We start from the raw sequence: 26,469 nt of genomic DNA, 5'->3' as shown, positions 1-26,469 counted from the left end.
GCCTGTTAGGTTTCTCCTCTTTTAGCAATTTGGGTTGTTATCAAAACGTTACATTTTGTTTGTGTTATCTTTAATACAACCCTGTGGAGAATCAGGGTAACGCAACCCTGTCATTTAAGGAGGAGCTATGTCGTCAACCCTACGAGAAGCCAGTAAGGATACATTGCAGGCCAAAGATAAAACGTATCATTACTACAGTCTGCCGCTGGCTGCCAAATCCCTGGGCGATATCGCCCGTTTGCCCAAATCACTTAAAGTGTTACTGGAAAACCTGTTGCGCTGGCAGGACGGCGAATCTGTGACTGATGAAGATATTCAGGCGCTGGCCGGTTGGCTTAAAAATGCCCATGCCGATCGTGAAATTGCCTGGCGGCCCGCCCGTGTCCTGATGCAGGATTTTACCGGCGTGCCTGCCGTTGTCGACCTGGCGGCGATGCGTGAAGCCGTTAAACGCCTCGGCGGCGATACGTCGAAAGTGAACCCGTTATCGCCGGTTGATCTGGTTATTGACCACTCTGTGACGGTCGATCATTTCGGCGATGACGATGCGTTTGAAGAAAACGTGCGGCTGGAAATGGAACGTAACCATGAGCGTTATATGTTCCTGAAATGGGGAAAGCAGGCATTCAGCCGTTTCAGCGTGGTGCCGCCCGGAACCGGCATTTGCCATCAGGTTAACCTGGAATACCTGGGTAAAGCCGTCTGGAGCGAATTACAGGACGGGGAGTGGATTGCTTACCCGGACTCGCTGGTGGGGACTGACTCCCATACGACCATGATTAATGGTCTGGGCGTATTGGGGTGGGGCGTGGGCGGTATCGAAGCGGAAGCGGCGATGCTTGGTCAGCCCGTGTCGATGCTTATCCCGGATGTCGTCGGCTTTAAGTTAACCGGTAAACTTCGGGAGGGGATCACCGCCACTGACCTGGTGCTAACCGTCACGCAAATGCTGCGTAAGCATGGCGTCGTGGGTAAATTTGTTGAATTTTATGGTGATGGTCTGGATTCGCTGCCGTTGGCGGATCGCGCGACCATCGCTAATATGTCGCCGGAATATGGCGCCACCTGTGGTTTCTTCCCTATTGACGCCATCACCCTGGAATATATGCGATTAAGCGGACGTAGCGACGATCTGGTCGAGCTGGTTGAAGCCTACGCGAAGGCGCAGGGAATGTGGCGCAATCCCGGAGACGAACCGGTATTTACCAGTACGCTGGAACTGGATATGGGCGATGTCGAAGCCAGTCTGGCCGGGCCGAAACGCCCGCAGGATCGCGTGGCGTTAGGCGATGTGCCGAAAGCCTTTGCCGCCAGCGCCGAGCTGGAGCTGAATACCGCGCAAAGAGATCGCCAGCCGGTTGACTATACGATGAACGGACAGCCATATCAGCTTCCTGATGGCGCTGTCGTCATTGCCGCCATCACCTCCTGTACGAATACCTCGAACCCCAGCGTGCTGATGGCGGCGGGATTACTGGCGAAAAAAGCAGTAACTCTGGGGTTGAAGCGTCAACCGTGGGTCAAGGCTTCTCTGGCGCCGGGGTCAAAAGTGGTATCTGACTATCTGGCGCAGGCCAAACTTACGCCTTATCTGGATGAACTCGGTTTTAACCTGGTCGGTTATGGCTGTACGACCTGTATCGGGAACTCCGGTCCGTTGCCGGAGCCTATTGAGACCGCGATTAAAAAAGGCGATCTGACGGTAGGGGCCGTGCTTTCCGGTAACCGAAATTTTGAAGGGCGTATCCATCCGCTGGTGAAAACGAACTGGCTGGCGTCGCCGCCGCTGGTGGTCGCGTATGCGCTGGCCGGAAACATGAATGTTAACCTCGCGACAGACCCTCTGGGGTACGATCGTAAAGGCGATCCGGTATACCTGAAGGATATCTGGCCTTCGGCGCAGGAAATTGCTCGCGCCGTTGAACTGGTATCATCAGATATGTTCCGTAAAGAGTATGCGGAAGTGTTTGAGGGCACGGAAGAATGGAAATCGATTCAGGTTGAATCGTCCGATACCTACGGCTGGCAGTCGGATTCAACCTATATCCGCCTGTCGCCTTTCTTTGATGAAATGCAGGCCCAGCCTGCTCCCGTCAAAGATATCCACGGCGCGCGTATCCTGGCGATGCTGGGGGATTCGGTAACGACCGACCATATTTCTCCGGCCGGCAGTATCAAGCCGGACAGTCCCGCCGGACGCTATCTGCAAAACCACGGCGTTGAGCGGAAGGATTTTAACTCCTATGGATCACGGCGCGGCAACCATGAAGTGATGATGCGCGGTACGTTCGCCAATATTCGTATTCGCAACGAAATGCTGCCCGGCGTCGAAGGTGGCATGACGCGGCATTTACCGGGTACGGAAGCGATGTCGATTTATGATGCTGCGATGCTCTACCAGCAGGAAAAAACGCCGCTGGCGGTAATTGCCGGGAAAGAGTATGGGTCGGGATCGAGCCGTGACTGGGCAGCAAAAGGTCCGCGGCTGTTAGGTATTCGCGTGGTGATCGCCGAGTCGTTCGAACGTATCCACCGCTCAAACCTGATTGGGATGGGGATCCTGCCGCTGGAGTTTCCACAGGGCGTAACGCGTAAAACGCTGGGACTGACCGGGGAAGAGGTGATTGATATCGCGGATCTGCAAAACCTGCGCCCTGGCGCGACCATTCCGGTGACGTTAACGAGATCGGACGGCAGCAAAGAAACGGTGCCTTGCCGCTGTCGCATTGATACCGCCACCGAGCTGACTTACTACCAGAATGACGGCATCTTGCACTATGTCATTAGAAATATGCTGAACTAAAGCCGTTTATCGGGCCTGCCGTAAACAGGCAGGCCCGCGCTTTAATACCGGTGGCTTACTTGCTTAGCAGGTGGCCCATTTTGGCCGCTTTAGTATCGAGATAATGCTCATTATTTGGATTACGACCCACAATGAGCGGAACGCGTTCCACGATATTAATTCCCGCCTCGGTCAGTATTTCGACTTTCTTCGGATTATTGGTCAGCAGGCGAACTTCATCCACGCCGAGTAATTTGAACATATCCGCGCACAGGGTGAAATCACGCTCATCGGCGGCAAAGCCGAGCTGATGATTGGCCTCCACCGTGTCATAGCCTTGATCCTGTAACGCATAAGCGCGAATTTTATTAAGCAGGCCGATATTGCGGCCTTCCTGACGGTGGTAAATCAGAATACCGCGTCCTTCTTCCGCAATATGCGTCAGCGCGGCTTCCAGTTGAAAACCACAGTCACAGCGCAGACTAAAAAGCGCGTCCCCGGTAAGACATTCGGAATGAACGCGAGCCAGTACTGGCGTTTTACCTGAAATATCGCCAAAAACCAGCGCGGCATGGTCGTGTCCGGTTGCCAGTTCTTCAAATCCCACCATCAGAAAGTCACCCAATGGGGTTGGCAGTTTGGCTTCTGCCACACGTTTAAGCTGCATGTATTTCTCCAGATTATGCTGACGCCTGCGGTGTCGTCGCCTGTTGGCCTGTATCCCGCTATTTTGCCATAAGGCAGCGGTCATCACCTAATCACTACCACGTAATTGCTCAGGAATGGCACAAATTTGTCAATTTTCCAGTCCGGCGAGAATTTTCAGTTATGATTGTGATACTTACTTATAAAAGGAGCATCCATGCTTTCAATTGCGAGGCGCACCGCGGCAGGCGCCGCCCTGTTGCTTATCATGCCGCTTGCCGTATGGGTATCAGGCTGGCAGTGGCAGCCAGGACATCAGGTCTGGTGGCTAAAAACGCTATTCTGGATAACGGAAACCGTGACCAAACCCTGGGGCGTTATCACGCATGTGATTCTTTGTGGATGGTTCTTATGGTGCCTGCGATTTCGCCTGCGCGCCGCCATTATGCTGTTTGCGATCCTCGGCGGGGCGATTATCGTCGGGCAGGGTGTGAAGTCATGGGTAAAGGAGCGCGTACAGGAGCCGCGGCCATTTGTGGTCTGGCTTGAAAAAACGCACCATATTCCCGTCGATGAGTTCTACACTTTAAAGCGTACAGAACGCGGACATTTAGTGAAAGAGCAGTTGGCCGGGCAACAGAACATCCCCGTTTTCCTGCGTCAGCACTGGCAAAAAGAGACGGGCTTTGCGTTTCCCTCCGGACACACCATGTTTGCAGCGAGCTGGGCGCTTTTGGCCGTGGGTCTGTTATGGCCGCGCAGACGGACTTTCACCATCGCGTTTTTGTTAGTCTGGGCAACCGGTGTAATGGGCAGCCGTTTGCTTCTGGGAATGCACTGGCCGCGAGATTTAGTGGTCGCCACGCTCATCTCCTGGCTATTAGTTACCCTGGCGACCTGGCTGGCGCAGCGAATTTGCGGGCCGCTTATGCCGCCTCGCGAAGAAGCGCAAGAAATTGCTGAACGCGAGCAGGAAAGCTGACAACGGTTGATTTTCTGACTATTGCCCTTAAATCATCTGATGGTGGGCGCATTTCCATTTCGCGCGAGGCGGGAAAATGGTAATTTAGAAAGCTGGATGCGGTAAGTTGGACACGATTTATTCGCGCAAACCACATAACGGGAAGTAATGTGAAATATTTACTCATTTTCTTACTGGTATTGGCGATTTTTGTTATTTCGGTGACGCTGGGCGCGCAGAATGATCAACAGGTGACGTTTAACTACCTGCTGGCGCAAGGGGAGTATCGTATCTCCACGTTGCTTGCTGTGCTGTTCGCCGTCGGTTTTGCGATTGGCTGGCTGATTTGCGGCCTGTTCTGGCTGCGGGTCCGCGTTTCCCTTGCCCGCGCTGAACGTAAAATTAAACGACTGGAAAACAAGCTCTCGCCAGCAACCGACGTTGCGGTCCCTGCCGATTCGTCGGTTGTAAAGGAATAATCATTTATGTTGGAGTTGTTATTTCTGCTGTTGCCTGTAGCCGCTGCCTATGGGTGGTATATGGGTCGCAGAAGTGCGCAACAAACAAAACAGGATGAAGCTAACCGCCTGTCGCGCGATTATGTCGCAGGGGTTAACTTCCTGCTGAGTAACCAACAAGATAAAGCGGTGGATCTGTTCCTCGATATGCTTAAAGAGGATACCGGCACCGTTGAGGCTCATCTCACTCTCGGTAATTTGTTTCGCTCTCGCGGCGAAGTCGATCGCGCCATTCGTATTCATCAAACGCTCATGGAAAGCGCTTCATTGACCTATGAACAGCGTTTACTGGCTGTTCAGCAACTGGGGCGCGACTATATGGCCGCCGGTTTATATGACCGCGCGGAAGATATGTTTAACCAACTTACCGACGAAACGGAATTTCGCGTAGGCGCGTTACAGCAGCTCTTGCAAATCTATCAGCTAACCAGCGACTGGCAAAAGGCGATCGAAGTAGCAGAACGGCTGGTGAAACTGGGCAAAGATAAACAGCGTATCGAAATCGCCCATTTTTACTGTGAGTTAGCGTTACAGCAGATGGGCAACGACGACATGGATCGCGCGATGGCGTTGCTGAAAAAAGGTGCCGCCGCAGATAAAAATAGCGCCCGGGTGTCTATCATGATGGGGCGCGTTTATATGGCGAGAGGGGATTACGCCAAAGCGGTCGAAAGCCTGCAACGTGTGATCGTTCAGGATAAAGAGCTGGTCAGCGAAACGCTGGAGATGCTGCAAACCTGTTATCAACAGCTCGGTAAAAATGCCGAGTGGGCGGAGTTTTTACGTCGCGCCGTTGAGGAGAATACCGGTGCTGGCGCTGAGTTAATGCTTGCCGATATTCTGGAAGCACGTGAAGGTAGTGACGCAGCTCAAGTCTATATCACGCGTCAGCTACAGCGACATCCTACCATGCGGGTGTTCCATAAGCTGATGGATTACCATCTCAACGAGGCGGAAGAAGGGCGAGCGAAAGAAAGCCTGATGGTACTGCGTGATATGGTTGGCGAGCAGGTGCGCAGTAAACCGCGGTATCGTTGTCAGAAATGCGGTTTTACCGCCTATACCTTGTACTGGCACTGTCCGTCCTGCCGGGCATGGTCGACCATTAAACCTATTCGCGGACTTGATGGGCAGTAGTATATAAAAAAAGCTTCAATTTAGTTACAACATACTTGATGACGTAAAGCTAGAAACGACGCTGGCATCGGCGGCCAGGGCTTATCAGGTTGTCAATCGAACCTGTTAATTTCCCTGCGCCGCAGGTAGAATGCACGCCGTTTATCCAATTTGCGCCACTTCCGGTGCCCATCATCAAGAAGGTCTGGTCATGACGTTTACTGCTTCATCTTCTTCCTGCGCTATTACTGAATCGCCTGTCGTTGTGGCGTTGGATTACCATGAACGCGATAAAGCCCTGGCGTTTGTCGATAAAATCGATCCTCGCGATTGTCGCTTAAAAGTGGGCAAAGAGATGTTCACGCTGTTTGGTCCACAGCTCGTTCGGGATCTCCAGCAACGTGGGTTTGATGTCTTTCTTGATCTAAAATTTCATGATATTCCCAACACCACGGCCCGGGCAGTCGCCGCAGCGGCAGACCTGGGCGTCTGGATGGTAAACGTTCACGCGTCTGGCGGGGCGAGAATGATGGCCGCAGCGCGCGACGCGCTGGCGCCATTCGGTAAAGATGCGCCGTTGCTCATTGCCGTGACCGTGTTGACCAGTATGGAAACCAGCGATCTGCGCGATCTGGGCGTGACGTTGTCACCGGCGGAACATGCGGAGCGGCTGGCGCGCCTGACGCAGCAATGCGGGCTGGATGGCGTGGTCTGTTCCGCTCAGGAAGCTGTCAGATTTAAACAGGCCTTTGGCGCTGCATTTAAGCTGGTGACGCCGGGCATTCGGCCCGCAGGCAGCGAGGCAGGCGACCAGCGACGCATTATGACGCCCGAACAGGCATTATCCGCCGGCGTCGACTATATGGTGATTGGCCGCCCGGTTACGCAATCGGTAGATCCGGCGCAAACGCTGAAGGATATTAACGCGTCACTGAAACGGGAGGCATAATGAGCGATTCCAATAGTCGTCTGGTTTATTCAACACAGACGGGGCGCATTGAAGAACCTAAAACGGCGCCGGTTCGTCCCAAAGGGGATGGTATCGTTCGCATTCAGCGTCAAACCAGTGGCCGTAAGGGTAAAGGCGTATGTTTGATTACCGGTATCGAGATGAATGATGCGGAATTAACCAAACTGGCGGCTGAACTGAAGAAAAAATGCGGCTGTGGCGGGGCAGTAAAAGAAGGGATTATTGAAATTCAGGGTGATAAACGCGACTTGATAAAATCATTGCTGGAAGCTAAAGGAATGAAAGTAAAATTAGCTGGCGGCTAATGAAAACGCCACGGTTGTAAATTACCGTGGCGTAAAAGTCAACTTTGTCTATTTTTGTAATCCAGACCTGAAAAGAATAAACGTATTATTTTGAGCCGTTCAATATTTAAACGTCTGGATTATTTTCCAACCTGGTGACCAATCACGCCGCCGACCGCCGCGCCGCCCAGGGTGCCTAATGTACTGCCGTCCGTTAACACTGCGCCGCCTAACGCCCCCGCACCTGCGCCAATAGCCGTGTTGCGATCGCGCTTGGACCAGTTTGAGCAGGCGCTCAGAGACATTGCTACGGTGATTGCCAGCACTGCAGCGGCCATTTTTTTGCTCGTCATAAACATAATACTCTCTCCTGAATTAACGATTCACGGAATTAAGCTCACTATAACTATAGTTAAAATAAAACCTGTTAAGAGATTTTCCGTAAAACCTGATTGCGCAGGGGTATATCACGCAGGTGATAGTCACTTCCTGTTATTTCGCTAATATTAATTTTACGACGTTACGCTCGTTACAACAGGTAAATAGTCTTAATTGGGATGTCAGAAAAGTCTTAGAGAGAGGATGATTTGCCATAGGGCAAACCATCGGGAAATATTTTAAACGGATGAGCCAATAACATTGACTAGCAGCCCTGCATGCTCTAACTGCATTTGATCGCTGGCGGAAATTCTGGAATCCGTAATGACACGATGGAAGCGAGAGAGCGGGCCCAGGGGATAGGGGTGCACATAGCCAAATTTGGAGCTGTCGGTGAGGACAATCGCTTCTGAGCCTTTTTCCAGAACAGCGTTAACCACATCCGATCGCATCATATCGCGTCCGGTAAAGCCGGTATCAGCCTGCCAGCCATCAATACCGATAAATGCTTTGCTGAAATGCACTTGATGGATAAACTGTCGCGTCAACGGCCCTACCATGCTTTCACTTTTTTTCTGATAGATTCCACCGAGGAGAATGACTTCGCAAGGGGTTTCTTTGAGCAGATGCGCGATATAACTGCTCACGGTGATGATCGTGACATCTTTTTGTTCCGCCAGCGTCCGGGCCAATAGCGCATTGCTGCTGCCATTTTCAATAAAAACGGATTCCCCTGGACTGACCAGCGAGGCGGCGAACTCCGCCAGTCGGCGTTTTAGCGTGTAGTTCGTCATCATGCGAGTCTCTACGTCATCGCTCTCAAGCGAAACGGCGAAACCGTGCGCACGGCGTAAATAGCTCTGTTTTTCCAGGGTATTCAGATCCTGACGAATCGTGACTTCAGATACGCCGGTAATTTTCGCCAGTTCAGCAACGCTCATCTGGCCTTTATCAACCACCATTTGCAAAATTGATTGTTGTCGGGAGTTCATAGTATTAATTTTATACGTTAAGAGGAGTCAACAGACAGTCAGAGAGCCGGGAAGGGCTAACGGCCATCCCGGACAAATAATCGCTATCAGATTTCCCAGGGCGACCCGGGAGCCTGGGATGGCGAGATACCGTCTTTAACCTGATCTAACAGCTCTGCTCTCAATATTTCAAGGTTATTGATGGCCGAGTGGTAATCGCCAGCAACAAGGATATCCAGCACGGTATCAATGCGTGCGGCAATTCGTTGTGCTTCGATATCAGACATGTTTGTCATCCTTAATGTCAGAAAAGGTTTCAATTCATGATGCAGAAATTAATCTGAAAAGAGAAGGGAAAAATAGGGCTATGCCTGTCTGCACAGGCTGTTCTCCCTATTATCGTCGCCATTAACGCATTTTTTTCGTCTGATAACGTTTGTACCAGCGTTCAAAAGAAACGGCGGGCATAGGTTTGGCGAATAAAAAGCCCTGTCGTTCATTGACGCCGTTTTTTGTCAGGAAGGCATCTTCTTTAGCATTTTCTACACCTTCGGCAATCACTTGTAAATTTAGCGCCTGAGCCACCGCGACAATCGCCCTAACCAGAGATTGCGACAGCGGTTGCTTATGGATATCTCTGACGAAAGCCTGATCCAGTTTAACGGCATCAATAGGGAACCGGGCGAGTTGAGAAAGCGAAGAATACCCTGTGCCAAAATCATCCAGATGAATCTGGGCGCCGAGCTGACTAAATTGCTGGATAACCGATAGCGCCAGCGTGTCGTTTTCGATCAGGCAGCTTTCCGTTAGCTCGACATCGATTGGGCAATACTCAAAATTCAGATCGTACAAAGCCTGTTTAAGCGCAGTAAAAAGCGTCTGGTCGGCCAGTTGTCGCGCCGAAAAGTTAACGGCTACGCGCAAGTTAATCCCCTTATCGCGCCATTTCGCAATCTGGCGAACTACATCCAGAATCACCCAGCGGCCCAGCGGGACGATGAGTCCTGACTCTTCGGCGTATGAGATGAACTCCAGCGGCGGAATTAATCCGCGTTCCGGCGATTGCCAGCGTACCAGCGCTTCCAGGCTACGTACTTCGCCGCGCCAGGTAATTTTGGGCTGATAGTGAATAAGTAACTGGTCGTTTTCCAGCGCTTTTCGCAGGTTTGTATCCAGCCAGTGATAGTCAAATACGCGCTGATTCATTTCCGGCGAAAAAACGCAGAACTGACCGCGGCCGCCTTCTTTGGCGTTATACATTGCGGTGTCGGCAGTGCGAATGAGACTTTCGCTGTCCTGTCCGTGCCGGGGGGCCAACGAAATGCCAATGGCGCATCCCGTGTAAACTTCAATGAGTCCAATGCGAAACGGTTGCCGCAGCCGGGTAAGGATTCGTGAGGCTACTGCTTCCAGCGCGGCCTGAGACGTATGGGCAGCGAGGACAATGAATTCATCTCCCCCCAGTCTGGCCAGCAATTGATCTTCCTCCAGACAACTCAACAGCGCCAGCGAAACGGCCTGTAAGAGCTGATCGCCAAACATATGCCCATAGGCGTCATTAATTTTCTTGAAGTTATCCAGATCGAGATAAACGATACCCACCTGCGACTCGCCAGCCGAGGCAATAGCATGATTAATAAATTCATGAATAGCATTGCGATTGGGCAGGCCGGTGACGGTGTCTGTATTCGCCAGTATGCGTAAACGCTCCTGAGTCCGCCTTTCTTCGGTGATATCCGTGCCTGCGCAGATCAGGAAAATTTCGTTTTTTCCGCTACCGTTATGGACAAATTTATTACGAAATAAGAACAGGCGTTGGCCTTTACGAGTCTTTATCCAGCGTTCGATTTCATAGGCATTGCCATTGCGAAAAAAATTCTCAATGTAGTGCCGGGAGGCAACCGCCTCCCGGCGACTCATAAATAATTTAAAGACGCTTTGACCAATTACATCTCGCTCTTTTAAGCCCGTGTACTCTTCGCATAACCGATTAAATCGACAGATTTTTCCCCGACTATCCAGTATCGCAATGACTGAGTTGGCTTCTGATACGATTTGCTCGGCAAAAGAGAGTTCCTGCGCCTGCGTTGGCGCGACGGCAGGCGTATCAGGCCAGGTTGCCAGGCTGCCAGCCCATTCACGGTTATTAATCTTACGGCCTACCAGGTGCACAGCGGTAACCTGTTTTTCTATCAACAACGTTATCAGCAGACTGGACGTAATCGCCGTTATTTCCCGGATACGCCCGGCTTGCTCCGGCGATAGCTCAACCGTTTTTTCTGCATCCGTTTCACCTGTCGGGGAGAGATACAGCACGTTGCGGTCATCAGCCAGACGCCAGTGAGAGTGAAGGGGATTTAGCGCCGTTTGTTCCTGAATCTGTTTCATCATGCGTACCATCCCATTTAAGCGCCAGGTGCCCGAAAAGAAAGGTTAGCCATGTTATAAATAAGGGTAATTATGGCTGAACGTATTGTTTTATCTATGTATTCATATGTAATCCAGATTCTGGAAAAAGCATAGTCGCCAGCTAAAAATAACAAGAAATGGGGCGCTTGAATAAGATTAAACTTAGAGCATGACGGAAGGGAGAAGAAGAAAAGAAACGGCCTTTGCCTTCTCAGCAAAGGCCGTTGAGCGAGCTAAGCGTGGTTACGCTGCCGGTCGGGCAATAATGCTGCGGGTTTCCATGCGAACTTCCGCAATAGTGACATCAATGACATCCGTCACTTTATAAACCGTCTCACCTTTAATCTGTACCGTACCGTTTTCCTGGCTGCATACCAGTTCATCGCGAACGGCGTGCAGGAACGGGGCAGGGATAAAGGCGATAGCGCCGTTATCGACCAGTCGCACACGCATACCACCGCGGCTGACGTCAATAATTTCTGCCGCGAAACGGGTATTTGTCCCCGCCTTATCGTTAAGGAAGCGTGCATATAACCAGTCGCCGACATCGCGCTCCGCCATGCGGTTCAGGCGACGGCGTTCCGCCATTTGCTGGGTGATATCTTCCTGCGGACGCGCAATAGCCTCCCCCTTGATGACCGCTTTCAGCAGGCGATGGTTAATCATATCGCCATACTTACGGATGGGAGAGGTCCAGGTGGCATAAGCCTCAAGACCAAGACCGAAATGCGGCCCCGGCTCGGTGCTGATTTCCGCAAAAGACTGGAAGCGACGAATGCGGCTGTCAAGGAAACCGGAGGGCTGCGCATCCAGTTCGCGACGCAGTTTACAGAAGCCTTCCAGCGTCAGCACCTCTTCGGCATCGACATGCAGACCATGCGTTTTCAGCAGCGCGGCCAGCGCGTCGGCATTCGCGGGATCGAAGCCCGTATGTACGTTGTAAATACCGAAACCGAGCTTATCGCGCAGTACGCGCGCGGCGCAAAGGTTAGCGGCGATCATCGACTCTTCTACGATACGGTTAGCGATACGGCGCGGTTCCGCCACAATATCCAGTACTTCGCCTTTTTCGCCAAGCACAAAGCGGTAATCCGGGCGGTCTTTAAAAACTAACGCATGATGATGACGCCACTCACTGCGGCTTAGACAAATACGGTGCAACAGACGAATCTGCTGGGCAATGCCTTCGTTATCCGGCTGCCAGGTGCCGTTATTTTCCAGCCAGTCGGAGACATTGTCGTACGCCAGCTTGGCCTTCGATTCGATGGTGGCCGCAAAAAAGGCGATATCATCGTCAATGGTGCCGTCCGCGGCGATTATCATGCGACAGGCGAGCGCCGGACGCACTTCGTTGGCGCGCAGCGAACACAGATCGTCAGACAGCTCACGCGGCAGCATAGGAATATTGAAGCCCGGCAGGTAGTTGGTGAAGGCGCGAATTTTCGCTGTGTTATCCAGCTTACTGCCTTCGGCAATCCAGGCGGTAGGATCGGCGATAGCCACCGTAAGCTGGAGTCTGCCGTCCGCTAATTCCTCAGCATAAAGCGCGTCATCCATATCTTCAGTGCTGGCGCTATCGATAGTGACGAAATTCAGCGCGGTCAGATCCTGGCGCTCCAGCCCTTCGTCCAGCATCTCCGTCGCTACGCCGTTCGGCGCTTCTTTTTCCAGGTTGTGGCGGGCAAGCGTAACCCACCAGGGAACAAAGTGATCGTCGGCAAAGGTGATGTACTGCGTTAAATCGGCGTAAAACGAACGGTCGCCTTTAAGCGGATGGCGGCGCATTTCGGCAACCGCCCAGTCACCTTCTTTGAACTCATGCTGAACGCCGCGCGCGGCGCGGCAGGGAATCGCGTCTTTCAGCAACGGATGATCCGGCACGATGGACAGGCGGTCATTTTTACCCTGAACTTTTCCCACAAAACGCGTCAGGAACGGTTCGATCAGTTCTTCCGGCTCGGCAGACTCACGTTCTTTTTCCGTGTGGATGACCGCGACGATACGATCGCCATGCATCACTTTTTTCATCTGCGGCGGAGGAATGAAATAGCTTTTTTGCGCGTCAACCTCAAGGAAGCCAAAGCCTTTTTCCGTGGCTTTTACGACCCCTTCAGCGCGCGGCGTCTGGGAATGCAGTTGCTGTTTAAGCTGCGCTAGCAGCGGGTTGTCCTGAAACATATTCGTCTATTTTCGTAGCCAAAAGAGCGGCTGACAGTTTTACGCGATTCTGCCTGGCGCAGCAAGCGCTCTTTCAGTAATGGATGAGTTAATAGGTTTCGCCCAACGCGATTTTTAAACGATTTAACCATCCGCACACGCCGCACCAGCCTAACATATTAATGGCCTGCTCCGATGAAACTCCCCTGGTGAGTAGCGGGAAAAAATGCGCGGCGCTAAAGCGATCGGGCGCTCTGGTGAGCCATTGTATCGCCTGTGTCAGCGCAGGCTCAAGTTCCCAACGAGCGATGTCGTCGTCTTCCTGGCGTAACGTGATGACAGCGCGACGCCACGCGCCAGGTTGGGTTGCCTGTTCGTTAAAGCAGGCGGCGCTGCCGTTGATACGTGATGTGAGGAGCGTGATAAGTGGAAGTAAAGAAGGGGGCGATGCAGTGTGTAATGTGCTGGTCAGTATGCGTTCGAGTAACGCGAATGAAGACGGATCGCGCATGAGTACCGGCGCCATCATTTGGCATTGTGAAGACGAATATTGCCGCCGAACTTTGGTATGGGCTGGAGGATATTCTACCAGACTGGCGGCGGGCCGCCATATCGTCTGGGGGTTTTGAAACCGCGCGGCCCTGGCAAAGCGCTGCATCTCCTGGCCGGGCAGTTCGCGCACGGGCAGACGGCAAAACGCCTGAAATATCGCCGCTACCCGCGCCTGAAAACCGATAAACCCAATGATCTGATTGATGAGTACGGTATCCCGGGCGGTTAATCCCACCTCTGCAAGCTGTTCGCGGGCTCGCGTATTGATAACGGAGGGGGAGCCGGCAAGCTGACGAGCGTATTGCGTAATTTGCGCCAGCCGTTGATTGCTCTCTCTTGAGGCGTCAGGGCCAGGTAGCGGCGCCAGACGCGCGGCATAATGGCGGCACAAACGCTGAACCCCAAATACCTGAGCGGCGGTCAGCGCGGTGCTCATACGTTCATAGGTGCTAAACGTATGAAGCCGGTCGTTGAGAACCGTGCGGGGAAATAAGACATCCGCCAACTGGCGAGCGGGCTTTAACCATGACTCAAAAGGCGTCAACGCGGTTTCTGCTACCGTTAAATCCAGTAAAAAACGATCGTTAACATACGCGGCTTCCGGCATCAGCGAAAGCGGGGGTTGTGACGACATAGTGGATTGTGTTTCATGATACCAGTGGCTTTTACCCGCTTTTCGGCATTGTTCCATAGGGTTTCCCGAGGATGAAATGGCGATCGATAATGATTCGGCGTCGGATCGTTTATGCTGGATTATCCTGGCGTATGCGGGAAAGGGATGAAAGATTGTTAGGTGATAACAAATATCAGAACGCTATATAACGAGATGAGCGGTGAGTGAGGGGAATGGGGCAGCACAGCCGTGCCGCCCGCTAATAAACTTAATGCGCTTACTTCAGTTCCAGTTCATTCATTGCCGCAATGCTGAACCCGCCGTCAACATGGACGACTTCGCCAGAAATGCCTGCCGAGAGATCGGAACACAGAAACGCCGCTGAGTTACCCACATCTTCAATGGTCACGGTGCGACGAATTGGCGTAACGGCTTCACAATGCGCCAGCATTTTACGGAAGTCTTTAATACCGGACGCCGCCAGCGTGCGGATTGGACCCGCAGAGATGGCGTTGACGCGAACGCCTTCCGGCCCCATTGCATTTGCCATATAACGCACGTTGGCTTCCAGAGAGGCTTTCGCCAGACCCATGACATTGTAGTTCGGGATGGCGCGCTCCGCTCCCAGATAAGACAAGGTCAACAGCGCAGAACCCGGATTCAGCATGGTGCGGCAGGCTTTCGCCATGGCAACAAAGCTGTAAGAGCTAATATCGTGAGCGATTTTAAAGCCTTCGCGGGTAACCGCATTAACATAATCGCCGTCCAGCTGATCGCCAGGCGCGAAACCAATCGAGTGTACGAAACCGTCAAATTTCGGCCAAACGTTACCCAGCTCCGCAAACATAGCGTCAATGCTGGCATCTTCAGCGACATCACACGGTAAAACGATGCTGGAACCCAGCTGGGCAGCAAATTCTTCTACGCGGCCTTTCAGTTTGTCGTTCTGGTAGGTGAACGCCAGTTCAGCTCCTTCGCGGTGCATCGCCTGTGCGATACCGTAGGCGATGGACAGTTTACTGGCCACGCCAGTGACCAGAATGCGCTTACCGGAAAGAAAACCCATAGCTTTAATCCTTATAGTCATTGCTTATTTTTTGCTTTTACGAACAATGGTTAACAGCAACTTTTCAACATTATTCGAAATTAGTCTGAAATTATATCCCACTCCTGGCCCCGTGTGTCACGCTATTTTTCCGCCGCTATCTCCGGCAGGTGACGTTCTAAAACCACACGGTAACGAAGTCCCTGAGGATTTTGAGCACTCCCCAGGGCCAAACTGGCAAATCAAAGAGTCTAATGGGACAGGCCCTACGGTGCAGTATACCAGCTGGTGTAAGGTTCGCCTCATCCAACCAGAGACACCGGGACGGATAGCAAGTACGATAGCGATGCGCTTTCCACCAGACAAATAAAGGTTCTGTAGGAAGCCTGAATATTCATCCAAATGGTTTACCTCACCTATTAGCGATGTTATGGACATGTAATTTTAACCAGCAAATGCTTAACAAAAATAATTTCTTTTTTAAGCGCTGAAGGTTTTCTCTATTTATTGATGCAGAGTAATACTGAATATGAAAAATTTTGGAAATCAGGTGATTACAGTAGTTACAAACCAGGTTTTTATATGTTTGCATGTGTATTATAATAAATTTTCAGAGGATGAGACATATGCCGTTTACATTTCATATCGGAAATCATAGTTGCCAGATATCAGAAAGGTATTTAAGAGATATCATCGATAATAAAAGAGAGCATGTTTTTTCAACGTGTGAGAAATTTATAGATTTTTTCAGGAATATATTTACCAGGCGAAGTTTAATTTCTGATTATAGAGAAATCTATAATCTACTGTGCCAAAAAAAAGAGCATCCCGATATTAAAGGGCCTTTCTCTCCAGGACCATTTTCGAGGCGAGATGAAGACTGTACACGATGGCGCCCCCTTCTTGGATATATTAAACTTATTGATGCCTCCAGACCTGAAACAATGGATAAATACACTGTAGAGGTATTAGCACATCAAGAAAATATGTTACTACTACAGATGTTTTACGATGGAGTATTAGTGACCGAGACGGAGTGTTCTGAACGTTGCGTCGATTTTTTAAAAGAAACGATGTTTAATTATAATAACGGGGAAATTACGCTTGCCGCTTTGGGTAATGATAATCTACCGCCGAGCGAGGCAGGTAGTAATGGAATCTATGAGGCTTTTGAGCAACGTTTGATAGACTTCCTGACCACGCCCGCCACGGCGTCTGGTTATGAGAGCGGCGCTATTGATCAGACGGATGCATCACAACCAGCGGCAATAGAGGCGTTTATTAACTCGCCGGAGTTTCAGAAAAATATTCGCATGCGTGATATTGAAAAAAATAAAATAGGTAGCGGAAGTTATGGGACAGTCTATCGGTTACATGATGACTTTGTTGTTAAGATTCCAGTTAATGAGCGGGGAATAAAAGTGGATGTTAACTCTCAGGAACATCGTAATTGTCATCCTGAGCGTGTCAGTAAGTATTTGAATATGGCCAATGGCGACAAGAATTTTTCTCGTTCGGCCATCATGAATATTAATGGTAAAGACGTTACGGTTTTAGTTTCAAAATATATTGAAGGTCAGGAGTTCGATGTTGAAGATGAAGATAACTATCGAATGGCGGAGGCGCTTCTTAAATCCCGGGGGGTTTATATGCATGATATAAATATCTTAGGTAATATTCTGGTTAAAGAGGGGGTTCTTTTCTTTGTGGATGGCGATCAAATCGTGTTGTCACAAGAATCACGGCAACAGCGAAGCGTTTCTCTTGCAACAAGGCAACTGGAAGAGCAAATTAAGGCCCATCACATGATAAAATTAAAGCGGGCCGAGACCGAAGGAAATACTGAAGATGTTGAATATTATAAGTCACTTATTACGGATCTTGATGCGTTAATCGGAGAGGAAGAACAGACACCTGCGCCAGGAAGACGTTTTAAACTAGCCGCGCCTGAGGAGGGGACTCTTGTGGCTAAAGTATTAAAGAATGAATTAAAAAAATAGCATTTAGTTCCGTTCTTTTCTGCGAATCGCCGGGGCTCATTCGCTACAGATTTACCGATCAATTATTGAGAGTTGCTATTCGTTTAAAGGTCGTTCGGGGGATCTGGACAGCCTGCAGCGGAGATGCAACTCGCCATTAGGGTTGGCGATGCCGCGCTGCCATAGTGGGTGAAATGCCTCGCAATGGTGTAACACCATTAACTCGCCTTGATTTTTCCCCTCTGCCTGACAAGAAAAACCTGGCTTTACGGATGGTCTCATGCCGTCGTATTAGCGTTGTTCGGCGTAGTATGTAAATTTCCTTATAGCAATAGAAGAACATTCTCAAAACATAAAATTAGCAAGTTATCATGAAGTTAACATATATTGTTTTTTTCGATCATTTTTTATATATTGATCGTTTTTATTGATTGATTTGCGTTAAAAGCGCATTATCAGGGAGTTAAGATCAAGTGGAGTGGTCACATGCGCTATTTTTTTATGGCAGAGCCGATAAGGGCAATGGAGGGGGATTTACTGGGTGTCGAAATCACTACCCATTTTGCATCGTCGCCCGCTCGTCCGCTACACCCTGAGTTTGTTATCTCGTCATGGGACAATTCGCAGAAGCGCCGTTTTCTGCTTGATCTGTTGCGGACAATCGCGGCCAAACATGGCTGGTTTCTACGCCACGGCCTATTCTGTATCGTAAATATTGATCGGGGTATGGCGCAGCTTGTCCTTCAGGATAAAGATATTCGCGCATTACTACACGCCATGCTATTTGTGGAGCTGCAGGTCGCTGAACATTTTTCATGTCAAGATAACGCCTTAATCGATCCTTTAATACACGCGCTTCATAAGCAACCTAATCCATTATGGCTGGGCGACCTGGGCGTAGGGAATGCAACTGCTGCGCCATTAGTTTGCGGGTGTTTTAGCGGCGTAAAACTTGATCGCAGCTTTTTTGTCTCACAAATTGAAAAAATGACGTTTCCGCTGCTTGTCAAACATATCCGGCGTTATTGTGACAAGATCGTGGTGGGGGGCCAGGAAAACACACGCTATTTGCCGGTGTTAAAAACGGCAGGCATTTGGGCAACCCAGGGCTCGTTATTTCCTTCCGTTGCGTTAGAAGAGGTTGAAACATTGCTGTTGGGCAGTCGCATGAACACCCTCAGAGAATCGAACTGAGGGTATTTGTTTCGCTTAGCGATCCTTTCGCCATGCGTCAGCGGTCAGCGCCTCGCCAAAATGGCCTGCGATTAAACGGCGGGTAAGCTCATGTAGCGGAGAGGCGAGCACATCGGCGGTGCTGCCGCGTTCAACCACTTCCCCCTGATGCATCACTAATACCTGATCGCTAATATGCTTCATCATGCCGATATGCTGCGTGACATAGATATAGGAGATGCCTTGCTTTTCCTGCAATTCAAGCATCAGATTGATGAGCTGCGAGCGCATGGACATATCAAGCGAAGCCAGCGCTTCGTCCGCGATAATGACTTTAGGGCGTAAAATCAGCGCGCGGGCCAGGCCCAGACGCTGTTTCTGCCCCGGCGCCAGCATATGCGGGTAGTAGCTCACGTGATCGGGCAATAGCCCCACCATACGCATCGTCTCGACAATCTGTTTGCGCCGCTGTTCCGGCTCCAGATCGGTATTAAGGCGCAGGGGGAAGTCAAGGATCTGCGAAATACGTTGACGTGGATTCAGTGACGTTGAGGGGTCCTGAAAAATCATTCGAATACGTTGGCTTCGAAACGAATAGTCGCCGTAATGCAGGGGATGATCGTCAATAAGAAGCTCGCCGCTGGTGGGTTCAATCATGCCGGCCAGCATCTTTGCCAGCGTGGATTTGCCGGAACCGTTTTCGCCGATAATGGCCAGGGTCTGACGCTCACGAAGCGTAAAGCTTAATGGTTTCACGGCGTCGACGGTCTGGCGGCGAAACCATCCTGTCCGGTAGCGAAAGGTTTTACTCAGGTTGCGCACTTCAAGCAGAGTTTCCACCATATCACTCTCTCTCCATATTCAGCGGAAAATGACAGGCATAGAGATGATTTTTCGCGCCGGTTAAGCGTGGCGTGATAATGCATTCTCGTTGCGCGTAAGGGCAGCGCGGCCCCAGACGACAACCTATCGGTAACTGCTCCAGTAGCGGGATCGCGCCCGGCAGCGTATTGAGACGGCTTTTATGCGGCATCGCGCTGCCAAAATCCGGAATCGCACGGATAAGCGCCTGCGTATAAGGATGATGTGGCGTCGTCACCAGATCTTTACTTGGCGCGGTTTCTACCGTCTGGCCGCAGTATAAAACGTTGATTTTGTCAGCCCACTGACTCAGCATTTGCAGGTCGTGGCTAATCAACAGAATGGTGGTATTACTGTTTTGATTCAGTCGGGTCAGCAGGCGAAAAATTTGCGCCTGCGTCGTCGGTTCCATTGAGTTGGTGGGTTCATCAGCGATCAGGAGTCGCGGTTGATTCGCCAGCGCGATAGCGATCATAACTTTCTGACACTCGCCATCGGTCAGTTCATAGGGAAAACTGCGCATCGCGTCTTTATGATCTTTAATTCCCACCCGGTGCAGTAATTCAATTGCACGCCGTTTACGCCAGCCTAAACGCTGCCACCAGCGGCCTTTATAGGTCCAGGCGGGAATATTTTGCATTAACTGGCGGCCGACGCGTTCGGAAGGATCAAGGCACGACTGCGGCTCCTGGAAGATCATCGACACATTATGTCCGACCAGCTTACGCCGTTCACGTGAGGAGAGGCGCAGCAGATCGATATCATCAAAACGCATACGGTCGGCAGTGACTCGCCAGTTGTCTTTCGCGACGCCGCAAATAGCTTTAGCAATCAAGCTCTTTCCGGAACCCGATTCACCTACCAGGCCGCGAATTTCACCTTCGCTTAATGTCATACTGACGCGATCGACCGCTTTTACCCAACCTTCGCTGGTTTTAAATTCAATGGTGAGATTGCGGATATCCAGTAACGGCATTATTCCACCCCCGCAATAATCGCACGACGAATCCCATCTCCGAGCAGGTTTACCAGTAAAACACTGAGCGTTATCGCCGCGCCGGGTAGCATAACGGTCCACGGCGCGACATAGATTAGCTCCAGCGCATCCCCCAACATGGCGCCCCATTCAGGAGAGGGAAGCTGCGCGCCGAGATCTAAAAATCCCAGCGCGGCGATGTCCAGAATCGCCATCGACAGCGCCCGGGTAATTTCGGTGACCAGACCGGCGGTAATATTCGGTAAAATGGCGAACCACAGAATATTCAGCGTTGTCGCGCCATCCAGACGGGCGGCAATGACGTACTCTTTTTCCAGTTCATCATGCACCATGCTGTAGACGGAACGTACCATTCGCGGCAACAGGGCCAGCCAGACGGCAAACATCGCGTGTGACAGATGTGGGCCGGCAAATGCCACGACGATAATCGCCAGCAAGAGCGAAGGGATGGAAAGCAGCGTGTCCAGAATATGGTTCAGCACGGCAGAGCGTAAACCGTGCGTCGCGCCTGCCACTACGCCGAGGACTAATCCACATAGCGTAGCCGCCAGCGTTACGATAAACGCGCCGCCGACCGTGGGCGCCGCGCCGCTTAACAGGCGGCTCAGCACATCGCGCCCCAGATCGTCAGTCCCCAGAAAAAAGGAGACTTCGCCATAGCGTGACCAGGAGGGTGGCAGTAGCTGATAGCCCAGAAATTGCTGATCGATACCATAGGGCGCGATCCAGCCGCCAAAAATACACAGCAACGCCAGACCGGCGCATCCATACAGACCCACCATCGCAGGCGCGTCGCTATAAAATTTACGCCAGGCAGTGCGCAGGGTGCCTGGCGGGCGCTTTTCGCTGTATACGCTATCGTAAGGCATACCATTCCTTATATTTCAGAGGGTTAGCCATAGCACCCAAAATATCGGAAATCACATTGACCACAATAACCAGCGACCCAATGACCATCACGCCAGCGGAAATAGCGGCATAGTCCTGCTGACGAATGGCGTGAATTAACCATCGTCCCAGCCCAGGCCAGCTGAAAACCATTTCGGTAATCATCGCCAGCGTTAACATGGTTGAAAACTGCAGACCAAGACGGGGAATGACCGGCGGCAGCGCATTATGCAACACGTGACGGCGTAAAATCGTAAAGCGCGACAAGCCGCGCGTGGCCGCCGCTTTAACGTAGTTCTGATCGTAGACCTCAATAGTGCTGATTCGCATCAGGCGGATCACTTCTGTGGTCGGCGCGACGGAAAGCGTGAGCACCGGTAAAACCATATGCCGTATGGCGCTCATTACCATTTCATCGCGCCATGGCGAATCTGAAATCCAGGCATCAATGATGGCGAAACCGGTAACCGGTTTAACTTCATAAAGCAGGTCAAATCGCCCGGATACCGGCAGCCACCCCAGCGTGAGCGAAAAGAACAGTGTGAGCAGAAGCGCCAGCCAGAAAACCGGAATTGAGAAACCTAATAGCGCCAGCGCGCTGATAAAACGATCCGGCCATTTGCTACGCGTCACGCCAGCCAGCATCCCGACCGGGATGCCGACCATCAACGCAAAACCAAAGGCGAGAATGCACAGCTCCATCGTGGCGGGAAACACCTCTTTAAGCTGTTCGGAGATCAGCTGGCCGTTAATGCTGGACACGCCAAAGTCCCAGTGCAGCAGACCGTTGAACCAGAAAATCCAGGCATTCCATAATGATGCGCCTTGTAGCGGCGCGTGCGGCGTAAAATAGCTCAGGCTAAAGCCGATAAAGGTCAGGAAGAAGAGCGTCACCAGCAACAGCAATAACCGACGCAGGGTGAAGATAATCATGGTTTTTTCACCTCTTCGTGTTTTTCGCGGGAGACGCCGGCAAAAGACGCATTGCCGAACGGGCTTAACACCAGCCCTTTAATATCGTAGCGGTAAGCCTGCAGGCGTAGTGATGATGCCAGCGGCAGTATCGGCAGCTCTTTCTCCAGGATATTCTGCGCTTCCTCATATGCTTCTATGCGCGAAGCCAACTGCTGCGACGACAGTGCTTTACGCAGCACGCTGTCAAATTCAGGGTTACACCAGTGGGCGAAATTGGTTTGCGAATTGATGGCCGCACAGCTTAACAGTGGTCTGAAAAAGCTATCCGGATCGTTGCTGTCCGTGGCCCAGCCGGATAAGGTCAGATCGTGATTCATATCCATCAGGCGCGCCTCCTGAAAACGACCTTCAACCGGCACAATGACCACTTTTACGCCAACCTGCGCCATATCCGCCTGAATAAGCTCCGCCGTTTTTAGCGGACTTGGGTTCCAGGCCTGAGAACTGGTCGGCACCCAGAGATGCAGCGTAAGATTCTCAATGCCCAGCGCTTTTAGCTGTTCGCGCGATTTTTGCGGATTGTACTCCGTAATTTTGGCATCGTTATCGTAAGCCCATGAGGCTCTCGGTAAAATGGAGGCTGCGGTTTCCGCCGTGCCGTAATAAATCGACTGCATCAGACGCTGGTTGTTGATCGATAAGGCCAGCGCATGGCGCACTGCGGGATTATTCAACGGCGGCTTATCGGTGTTAAAGGCCAGATAGGCGATATTCATCCCCGGGCGCAACGTCAGACGTAAACGCGGATCGTCGCGTAAAATAGTTAGCTGGCTGGCGGCGGGCCAGGCCAGAACATCGCATTCACCGGTCAGTAATTTCGATAAACGCCCGGTACCGCCGGAGCCTAAATCCACTACCACTTGCGGCATCAGCGGTTTGCCGCGCCAAAACCCATCGTGGCGCTGGAGACGAATAAACTGTCCGGCACGGTACTCCGAAAGCTGGAAAGGCCCGGTGCCGACCGGTTGGCGGTCTAGCAGTTCCTGACGATCTTTTCGGCTAAGCTGCGCGGCGTACTCAGCGGACATGACGGAAGCGTAGTGTGTGGCCAGATGCCATAAAAAGGAGGCGTCTGGCTGCGTCAGGCGAAACTCAACGGTGTTATTGTCCAGCTTACGCACGCTTTTTACATTGTCGGCGAACTGTAGGCTATCAAAGTAGGGGAAGCTACTGCCGTTGATGTTATGCCACGGATGTCGACGATCGAAAATCCGCTGAAAGGTAAAGACGACATCATCAGCATTGAGTTTTCGGGTCGGCGTAAACCAGGCTGTTTTTTGAAAGGAAACGTCGCGGCGCAGGTGAAAACGGTACGTTGCCCCGTTATCCAGCACTTCCCAGCTTTCTGCCAGCTCTGGGACTAAACGATAAGTATAGGGATCGACATCCAACAGGCGGTCATATAACTGGGCGGCCAGGGTATCGACGATGAGGCCGCTGCTCGCTTTTTGCGGATTAAAGGTGTTGACCTGCCCGCTGACACAATACACAAAGCCGCTATCGCGAATATCTGCACTCGCAGTTTGTTCGGGCGCAGCCGCAGCCGTAGCCTGACTACTCAGTAGACCCGCTATCACGATCAGAGACGATAAAACCAGGCGCATAATAGTTAAGTTTTTGAAGTTCAATTTGCAAAGTGTATCGCACTTCGGCCCGCCACGTAAAAATGTCGGTGGATAACTGGCGTAAATGTCGTCAATTAGCCGGAGAAATAGCTAAAGCTGATGCTTTTTAAGCAAGGCGCGAAACTGGTGGTAGGTGAGTGCCAGCAAATCGGCGGCTCGTTTCTGGTTAAATTTCGCCTGTTGTAAGCTACGTTGCAGCAGCGCTTTTTCCTGTTGCAGTTGAAACTCCCGCAACTTGAGCGGCAGGTCAGGCGTGGCGGATGCCGCTGGCAGGGCGGGCGTGGGCGGTTCGGCGGAATGGCGTTGAAAAGGATCGATAACAATTTCATCCAAAGGATGTTCACTGCTGCCGTGGCGATACACTGAACGTTCGACTACGTTTTTCAGCTCGCGGACATTACCCGGCCAGGCGTAATGCAACAACGTTTCTTTTGCCCGATCGGTAAAACCGGGAAATAAGGGCAGACGTAGCTCACGACACATCTGAATAGCAAAATGCTCGGCCATCAGCATAATATCGCTTTGACGTTCGCGCAGCGGCGGCAGTTGTACAACGTCAAAAGCCAGCCTGTCGAGCAGATCGGCACGAAATGTCCCTTCCTTCACCATGGCGGGTAAATCGGCATTAGTGGCGCATACTAATCGCACATTAACCTGTAACGGCTGGCTGCCGCCGACGCGCTCTAGCTCGCCATATTCAATCACCCGCAGCAGCTTTTCCTGTACCAGCATCGGCGCTGTCGCCAGTTCATCCAAAAACAGCGTGCCGCCATCGGCGCGTTCAAAGCGACCGGGATGGCGTTTTTGCGCCCCGGTAAAAGCACCCGCTTCATGACCAAACAGTTCGGAGTCCAGCAGATTTTCGTTAAGCGCTGCGCAGTTAAGCGAGATAAGCGGCCCCTGCCAGCGTGAAGAGAGATAGTGCAGGCGATTGGCGATAAGTTCTTTACCCGTCCCGCGTTCGCCAATAATCAGCACTGGCTTATCCAGCGGCGCGAGCCGGGAGACTTGTTCCAGTACTTCAAGAAAACGGTTTGCCTCGCCGAGCAGGTTATCTTTAAATTCAGCCATGATGAAAATCGCCACTTGTTAGTGTTTTTCACCACTTTATCCTTTTTTGCTGGCGAGGTAAAACGAAACAATTTCTTTATTATCAGTGATATGAAAAGTTGGCACGCAAATTGTATTAATCATGTAGCAGGGCATCGCCCGTTATCAGAACATTATGTGAGGATTGAATTATGGGTATTTTTTCTCGTTTTGCCGACATCGTGAACGCCAATATCAATGCGTTGTTGGAAAAAGCGGAAGATCCGCAGAAGCTGGTGCGCCTGATGATTCAGGAGATGGAAGATACGCTGGTGGAGGTTCGCTCGAACTCCGCGCGTGCTTTAGCGGAAAAGAAACAGTTATCCCGTCGTATTGAACAGGCCACGACTCAGCAGACCGAGTGGCAGGAAAAAGCGGAACTGGCTCTGCGCAAAGATAAAGACGATCTGGCGCGCGCCGCATTGATTGAAAAACAAAAGCTGACCGATTTAATTGCTACGCTTGAACAGGAAGTCACGCTGGTGGATGACACGCTGGCGCGCATGAAGAAAGAGATTGGCGAGCTGGAAAACAAACTCAGCGAAACACGCGCTCGCCAGCAGGCGCTGATGCTGCGTCATCAGGCGGCAAGTTCTTCCCGCGATGTCCGTCGTCAGCTTGACAGCGGCAAACTGGATGAAGCCATGGCGCGGTTTGAATCCTTTGAACGTCGTATCGATCAAATGGAAGCGGAAGCGGAAAGCCATCGTTTTGGTAAGCAGCAATCGCTGGACCAACAGTTTGCCAACCTGAAAGCCGATGATGAAATCAGCGAGCAGCTGGCGCAGTTGAAAGCCAAAATGAAGCAAGATAATCAATAATGACAATGGCGGCGCCGATACGCGCCGTCGCTCATCAGCTTTAGGTGTAAGGAGAACGCATGAGCGCGCTATTTCTGGCCATCCCGTTAACCATTTTTGTGTTGTTTGTGTTACCGATTTGGCTGTGGCTGCATTACAGCAACCGCGCCGGTCGGGGAGAACTGTCGCAAAGCGAGCAGCAACGCTTACTGCAACTCACAGACGACGCGCAACGTATGCGCGAGCGCATTCAGGCGCTGGAAGACATTCTTGATGCAGAGCATCCGAACTGGAGAGAGCGCTAATGGGTGGAATCAATCTGAATAAAAAACTATGGCGTATGCCGCAAAAGGGCATGGTGCGTGGCGTTTGCGCCGGGATCGCCGACTACCTTGATGTACCGGTAAAACTGGTGCGTATTCTGGTCGTGCTGTCGATTTTCTTTGGGCTGGCGTTTTTTACCGTAGTGGCCTATATCGTCCTGTCCTTTGTGCTGGACCCTATGCCGGATAATCTGGCCGCAGGCAAACCGCAGCCGACCAGCGGTGAACTGCTGGATACCGTAGACAGAGAGCTTGCCGCAGGCGAAAAGCGTTTGCGAGAAATGGAACGCTACGTCACGTCAGATACGTTCACATTGCGTAGTCGTTTCCGTCAACTTTAAGTGATATATCGGGAAGG

26 protein-coding genes and 1 pseudogene are annotated in these 26,469 nt (G+C 51.5%); 11 read left to right on the top strand and 16 right to left on the bottom strand.

Annotated features, from left to right (window positions below; genetic code table 11):
* Positions 1–127 precede the first annotated feature (127 nt).
* Positions 128–2,803, top strand: a complete 2,676-nt coding sequence (gene acnA / locus ACLJTG_RS02955; RefSeq protein WP_001540154.1) for an aconitate hydratase AcnA — start codon at positions 128–130, stop codon at positions 2,801–2,803.
* A 55-nt stretch (positions 2,804–2,858) separates the two neighbouring features.
* On the opposite strand, the gene ribA is transcribed toward acnA, so the two are convergent.
* On the bottom strand, positions 2,859–3,449 hold the full coding sequence (gene ribA / locus ACLJTG_RS02950; protein ID WP_001176284.1) for a GTP cyclohydrolase II: 591 nt from the start codon (positions 3,447–3,449) through the stop codon (positions 2,859–2,861).
* A 195-nt stretch (positions 3,450–3,644) separates the two neighbouring features.
* On the opposite strand from ribA, the gene pgpB reads away from it, so the two are divergent.
* The 5 genes from pgpB (at position 3,645) to yciH (ending at position 7,297) form a co-directional block, all read left to right on the top strand.
* On the top strand, positions 3,645–4,409 hold the full coding sequence (gene pgpB / locus ACLJTG_RS02945; protein WP_000948651.1) for a phosphatidylglycerophosphatase B: 765 nt from the start codon (positions 3,645–3,647) through the stop codon (positions 4,407–4,409).
* A gap of 149 nt (positions 4,410–4,558) precedes the next feature.
* A complete protein-coding gene (locus tag ACLJTG_RS02940) occupies positions 4,559–4,867 on the top strand; it encodes a LapA family protein (RefSeq protein WP_000876301.1) in 309 nt (102 codons plus the stop codon).
* A 6-nt stretch (positions 4,868–4,873) separates the two neighbouring features.
* A complete protein-coding gene (gene lapB / locus ACLJTG_RS02935; RefSeq protein WP_000891378.1) occupies positions 4,874–6,043 on the top strand; it encodes a lipopolysaccharide assembly protein LapB in 1,170 nt (389 codons plus the stop codon).
* A 190-nt stretch (positions 6,044–6,233) separates the two neighbouring features.
* Positions 6,234–6,971 (top strand): orotidine-5'-phosphate decarboxylase, encoded by a 738-nt coding sequence (gene pyrF, locus ACLJTG_RS02930; protein WP_001537903.1) that lies wholly within the window; start codon positions 6,234–6,236, stop codon positions 6,969–6,971.
* The gene (yciH, locus tag ACLJTG_RS02925; RefSeq protein ID WP_001285199.1) at positions 6,971–7,297 is read left to right on the top strand and encodes a stress response translation initiation inhibitor YciH; all 327 of its coding nucleotides are present in this window, start codon (positions 6,971–6,973) and stop codon (positions 7,295–7,297) included. The genes pyrF and yciH overlap by 1 nt, the downstream gene beginning before the upstream one ends.
* A 119-nt stretch (positions 7,298–7,416) precedes the next feature.
* Here yciH and osmB read toward each other — a convergent pair whose 3' ends face one another.
* The 9 genes and pseudogenes from osmB to ACLJTG_RS02880 form a co-directional block, all read right to left on the bottom strand.
* Positions 7,417–7,635 carry an osmotically-inducible lipoprotein OsmB gene (gene osmB, locus ACLJTG_RS02920; RefSeq protein WP_000481166.1) on the bottom strand — a complete coding sequence of 73 codons (219 nt, stop codon included), beginning with the start codon at positions 7,633–7,635 and terminating at the stop codon, positions 7,417–7,419.
* 258 nt (positions 7,636–7,893) lie between these two features.
* Positions 7,894–8,646 (bottom strand): DNA-binding transcriptional regulator YciT, encoded by a 753-nt coding sequence (locus ACLJTG_RS02915; RefSeq protein WP_079951548.1) that lies wholly within the window; start codon positions 8,644–8,646, stop codon positions 7,894–7,896.
* A gap of 86 nt (positions 8,647–8,732) precedes the next feature.
* Positions 8,733–8,912 (bottom strand): hypothetical protein, encoded by a 180-nt coding sequence (locus tag ACLJTG_RS02910; protein ID WP_001279854.1) that lies wholly within the window; start codon positions 8,910–8,912, stop codon positions 8,733–8,735.
* Positions 8,913–9,033: 121 nt separating this feature from the next.
* Entirely contained in the window at positions 9,034–11,016 is a 1,983-nt protein-coding gene (pdeR, locus tag ACLJTG_RS02905) for a cyclic di-GMP phosphodiesterase (protein ID WP_023245456.1), read from the bottom strand.
* 261 nt (positions 11,017–11,277) lie between these two features.
* Positions 11,278–13,212 (bottom strand): exoribonuclease II, encoded by a 1,935-nt coding sequence (locus tag ACLJTG_RS02900; RefSeq protein WP_000485055.1) that lies wholly within the window; start codon positions 13,210–13,212, stop codon positions 11,278–11,280.
* A gap of 244 nt (positions 13,213–13,456) precedes the next feature.
* A pseudogene (locus ACLJTG_RS02895) lies at positions 13,457–14,434 on the bottom strand (CMD domain-containing protein); the annotation flags it as partial.
* A gap of 199 nt (positions 14,435–14,633) precedes the next feature.
* Positions 14,634–15,422 carry an enoyl-ACP reductase FabI gene (gene fabI, locus ACLJTG_RS02890; protein ID WP_000506501.1) on the bottom strand — a complete coding sequence of 263 codons (789 nt, stop codon included), beginning with the start codon at positions 15,420–15,422 and terminating at the stop codon, positions 14,634–14,636.
* 117 nt (positions 15,423–15,539) lie between these two features.
* The gene (locus ACLJTG_RS02885; protein ID WP_010989025.1) at positions 15,540–15,839 is read right to left on the bottom strand and encodes a hypothetical protein; all 300 of its coding nucleotides are present in this window, start codon (positions 15,837–15,839) and stop codon (positions 15,540–15,542) included.
* Positions 15,814–15,993 (bottom strand): hypothetical protein, encoded by a 180-nt coding sequence (locus ACLJTG_RS02880; protein ID WP_001535215.1) that lies wholly within the window; start codon positions 15,991–15,993, stop codon positions 15,814–15,816. Before ACLJTG_RS02880 ends, ACLJTG_RS02885 begins: the two co-directional genes overlap by 26 nt.
* Positions 15,994–16,027: 34 nt before the next feature.
* On the opposite strand from ACLJTG_RS02880, the gene steC reads away from it, so the two are divergent.
* Together steC and ACLJTG_RS02870 are read left to right on the top strand one after the other, a co-directional pair.
* Entirely contained in the window at positions 16,028–17,401 is a 1,374-nt protein-coding gene (gene steC / locus ACLJTG_RS02875; RefSeq protein ID WP_079951414.1) for an SPI-2 type III secretion system effector kinase SteC, read from the top strand.
* A gap of 465 nt (positions 17,402–17,866) precedes the next feature.
* The gene (locus tag ACLJTG_RS02870) at positions 17,867–18,574 is read left to right on the top strand and encodes an EAL domain-containing protein (RefSeq protein WP_001268402.1); all 708 of its coding nucleotides are present in this window, start codon (positions 17,867–17,869) and stop codon (positions 18,572–18,574) included.
* 15 nt (positions 18,575–18,589) lie between these two features.
* Here ACLJTG_RS02870 and sapF read toward each other — a convergent pair whose 3' ends face one another.
* The 6 genes from sapF to pspF form a co-directional block, all read right to left on the bottom strand.
* On the bottom strand, positions 18,590–19,396 hold the full coding sequence (sapF, locus tag ACLJTG_RS02865; RefSeq protein WP_000230462.1) for a peptide ABC transporter ATP-binding protein SapF: 807 nt from the start codon (positions 19,394–19,396) through the stop codon (positions 18,590–18,592).
* A 1-nt stretch (position 19,397) separates the two neighbouring features.
* Positions 19,398–20,390 (bottom strand): peptide ABC transporter ATP-binding protein SapD, encoded by a 993-nt coding sequence (gene sapD / locus ACLJTG_RS02860; protein ID WP_001128869.1) that lies wholly within the window; start codon positions 20,388–20,390, stop codon positions 19,398–19,400.
* On the bottom strand, positions 20,390–21,280 hold the full coding sequence (sapC, locus tag ACLJTG_RS02855; RefSeq protein ID WP_001146150.1) for a peptide ABC transporter permease SapC: 891 nt from the start codon (positions 21,278–21,280) through the stop codon (positions 20,390–20,392). Before sapC ends, sapD begins: the two co-directional genes overlap by 1 nt.
* On the bottom strand, positions 21,267–22,232 hold the full coding sequence (gene sapB, locus ACLJTG_RS02850; RefSeq protein WP_410958886.1) for a peptide ABC transporter permease SapB: 966 nt from the start codon (positions 22,230–22,232) through the stop codon (positions 21,267–21,269). The genes sapC and sapB overlap by 14 nt, the downstream gene beginning before the upstream one ends.
* The gene (gene sapA / locus ACLJTG_RS02845; protein WP_001241622.1) at positions 22,229–23,878 is read right to left on the bottom strand and encodes a peptide ABC transporter substrate-binding protein SapA; all 1,650 of its coding nucleotides are present in this window, start codon (positions 23,876–23,878) and stop codon (positions 22,229–22,231) included. Before sapA ends, sapB begins: the two co-directional genes overlap by 4 nt.
* A 111-nt stretch (positions 23,879–23,989) precedes the next feature.
* Positions 23,990–24,970 carry a phage shock protein operon transcriptional activator gene (gene pspF / locus ACLJTG_RS02840; protein ID WP_001675625.1) on the bottom strand — a complete coding sequence of 327 codons (981 nt, stop codon included), beginning with the start codon at positions 24,968–24,970 and terminating at the stop codon, positions 23,990–23,992.
* 170 nt (positions 24,971–25,140) lie between these two features.
* Here pspF and pspA point away from each other — a divergent pair, with 170 nt between their 5' ends.
* The 3 genes from pspA to pspC are packed head-to-tail and all read left to right on the top strand — an operon-like array spanning position 25,141 to position 26,452.
* A complete protein-coding gene (gene pspA, locus ACLJTG_RS02835; RefSeq protein ID WP_000511006.1) occupies positions 25,141–25,809 on the top strand; it encodes a phage shock protein PspA in 669 nt (222 codons plus the stop codon).
* A 59-nt stretch (positions 25,810–25,868) separates the two neighbouring features.
* A complete protein-coding gene (pspB, locus tag ACLJTG_RS02830) occupies positions 25,869–26,093 on the top strand; it encodes an envelope stress response membrane protein PspB (RefSeq protein ID WP_001274953.1) in 225 nt (74 codons plus the stop codon).
* Positions 26,093–26,452, top strand: coding sequence for an envelope stress response membrane protein PspC (gene pspC / locus ACLJTG_RS02825; protein WP_000508938.1), 360 nt, complete (start codon positions 26,093–26,095; stop codon positions 26,450–26,452). The genes pspB and pspC overlap by 1 nt, the downstream gene beginning before the upstream one ends.
* The last annotated feature ends 17 nt before the right edge of the window (positions 26,453–26,469 follow it).

Origin of the sequence: Salmonella sp. SAL00672, from assembly GCF_046552175.1 — a bacterium.
Classification (GTDB): domain Bacteria; phylum Pseudomonadota; class Gammaproteobacteria; order Enterobacterales; family Enterobacteriaceae; genus Salmonella; species Salmonella enterica.
The sequence above is the reverse complement of the archived record's forward strand: the minus strand, read 5'-3'. Positions and strand labels throughout refer to the sequence as shown.

What these genes read in the sequence shown, in the direction of transcription:
- acnA (WP_001540154.1), top strand. Translation starts at nt 128, where the DNA reads ATGTCGTCAACCCTACGAGAAGCCAGTAAGGATACATTGCAGGCCAAA.
- ribA (WP_001176284.1), bottom strand. Translation starts at nt 3,449, where the DNA reads ATGCAGCTTAAACGTGTGGCAGAAGCCAAACTGCCAACCCCATTGGGT.
- pgpB (WP_000948651.1), top strand. Translation starts at nt 3,645, where the DNA reads ATGCTTTCAATTGCGAGGCGCACCGCGGCAGGCGCCGCCCTGTTGCTT.
- lapB (WP_000891378.1), top strand. Translation starts at nt 4,874, where the DNA reads ATGTTGGAGTTGTTATTTCTGCTGTTGCCTGTAGCCGCTGCCTATGGG.
- pyrF (WP_001537903.1), top strand. Translation starts at nt 6,234, where the DNA reads ATGACGTTTACTGCTTCATCTTCTTCCTGCGCTATTACTGAATCGCCT.
- yciH (WP_001285199.1), top strand. Translation starts at nt 6,971, where the DNA reads ATGAGCGATTCCAATAGTCGTCTGGTTTATTCAACACAGACGGGGCGC.
- osmB (WP_000481166.1), bottom strand. Translation starts at nt 7,635, where the DNA reads ATGTTTATGACGAGCAAAAAAATGGCCGCTGCAGTGCTGGCAATCACC.
- ACLJTG_RS02915 (WP_079951548.1), bottom strand. Translation starts at nt 8,646, where the DNA reads ATGAACTCCCGACAACAATCAATTTTGCAAATGGTGGTTGATAAAGGC.
- ACLJTG_RS02910 (WP_001279854.1), bottom strand. Translation starts at nt 8,912, where the DNA reads ATGTCTGATATCGAAGCACAACGAATTGCCGCACGCATTGATACCGTG.
- pdeR (WP_023245456.1), bottom strand. Translation starts at nt 11,016, where the DNA reads ATGATGAAACAGATTCAGGAACAAACGGCGCTAAATCCCCTTCACTCT.
- ACLJTG_RS02900 (WP_000485055.1), bottom strand. Translation starts at nt 13,212, where the DNA reads ATGTTTCAGGACAACCCGCTGCTAGCGCAGCTTAAACAGCAACTGCAT.
- fabI (WP_000506501.1), bottom strand. Translation starts at nt 15,422, where the DNA reads ATGGGTTTTCTTTCCGGTAAGCGCATTCTGGTCACTGGCGTGGCCAGT.
- ACLJTG_RS02885 (WP_010989025.1), bottom strand. Translation starts at nt 15,839, where the DNA reads ATGTCCATAACATCGCTAATAGGTGAGGTAAACCATTTGGATGAATAT.
- ACLJTG_RS02880 (WP_001535215.1), bottom strand. Translation starts at nt 15,993, where the DNA reads ATGCAAACATATAAAAACCTGGTTTGTAACTACTGTAATCACCTGATT.
- steC (WP_079951414.1), top strand. Translation starts at nt 16,028, where the DNA reads ATGCCGTTTACATTTCATATCGGAAATCATAGTTGCCAGATATCAGAA.
- ACLJTG_RS02870 (WP_001268402.1), top strand. Translation starts at nt 17,867, where the DNA reads ATGCGCTATTTTTTTATGGCAGAGCCGATAAGGGCAATGGAGGGGGAT.
- sapF (WP_000230462.1), bottom strand. Translation starts at nt 19,396, where the DNA reads ATGGTGGAAACTCTGCTTGAAGTGCGCAACCTGAGTAAAACCTTTCGC.
- sapD (WP_001128869.1), bottom strand. Translation starts at nt 20,390, where the DNA reads ATGCCGTTACTGGATATCCGCAATCTCACCATTGAATTTAAAACCAGC.
- sapC (WP_001146150.1), bottom strand. Translation starts at nt 21,280, where the DNA reads ATGCCTTACGATAGCGTATACAGCGAAAAGCGCCCGCCAGGCACCCTG.
- sapB (WP_410958886.1), bottom strand. Translation starts at nt 22,232, where the DNA reads ATGATTATCTTCACCCTGCGTCGGTTATTGCTGTTGCTGGTGACGCTC.
- sapA (WP_001241622.1), bottom strand. Translation starts at nt 23,878, where the DNA reads ATGCGCCTGGTTTTATCGTCTCTGATCGTGATAGCGGGTCTACTGAGT.
- pspF (WP_001675625.1), bottom strand. Translation starts at nt 24,970, where the DNA reads ATGGCTGAATTTAAAGATAACCTGCTCGGCGAGGCAAACCGTTTTCTT.
- pspA (WP_000511006.1), top strand. Translation starts at nt 25,141, where the DNA reads ATGGGTATTTTTTCTCGTTTTGCCGACATCGTGAACGCCAATATCAAT.
- pspB (WP_001274953.1), top strand. Translation starts at nt 25,869, where the DNA reads ATGAGCGCGCTATTTCTGGCCATCCCGTTAACCATTTTTGTGTTGTTT.
- pspC (WP_000508938.1), top strand. Translation starts at nt 26,093, where the DNA reads ATGGGTGGAATCAATCTGAATAAAAAACTATGGCGTATGCCGCAAAAG.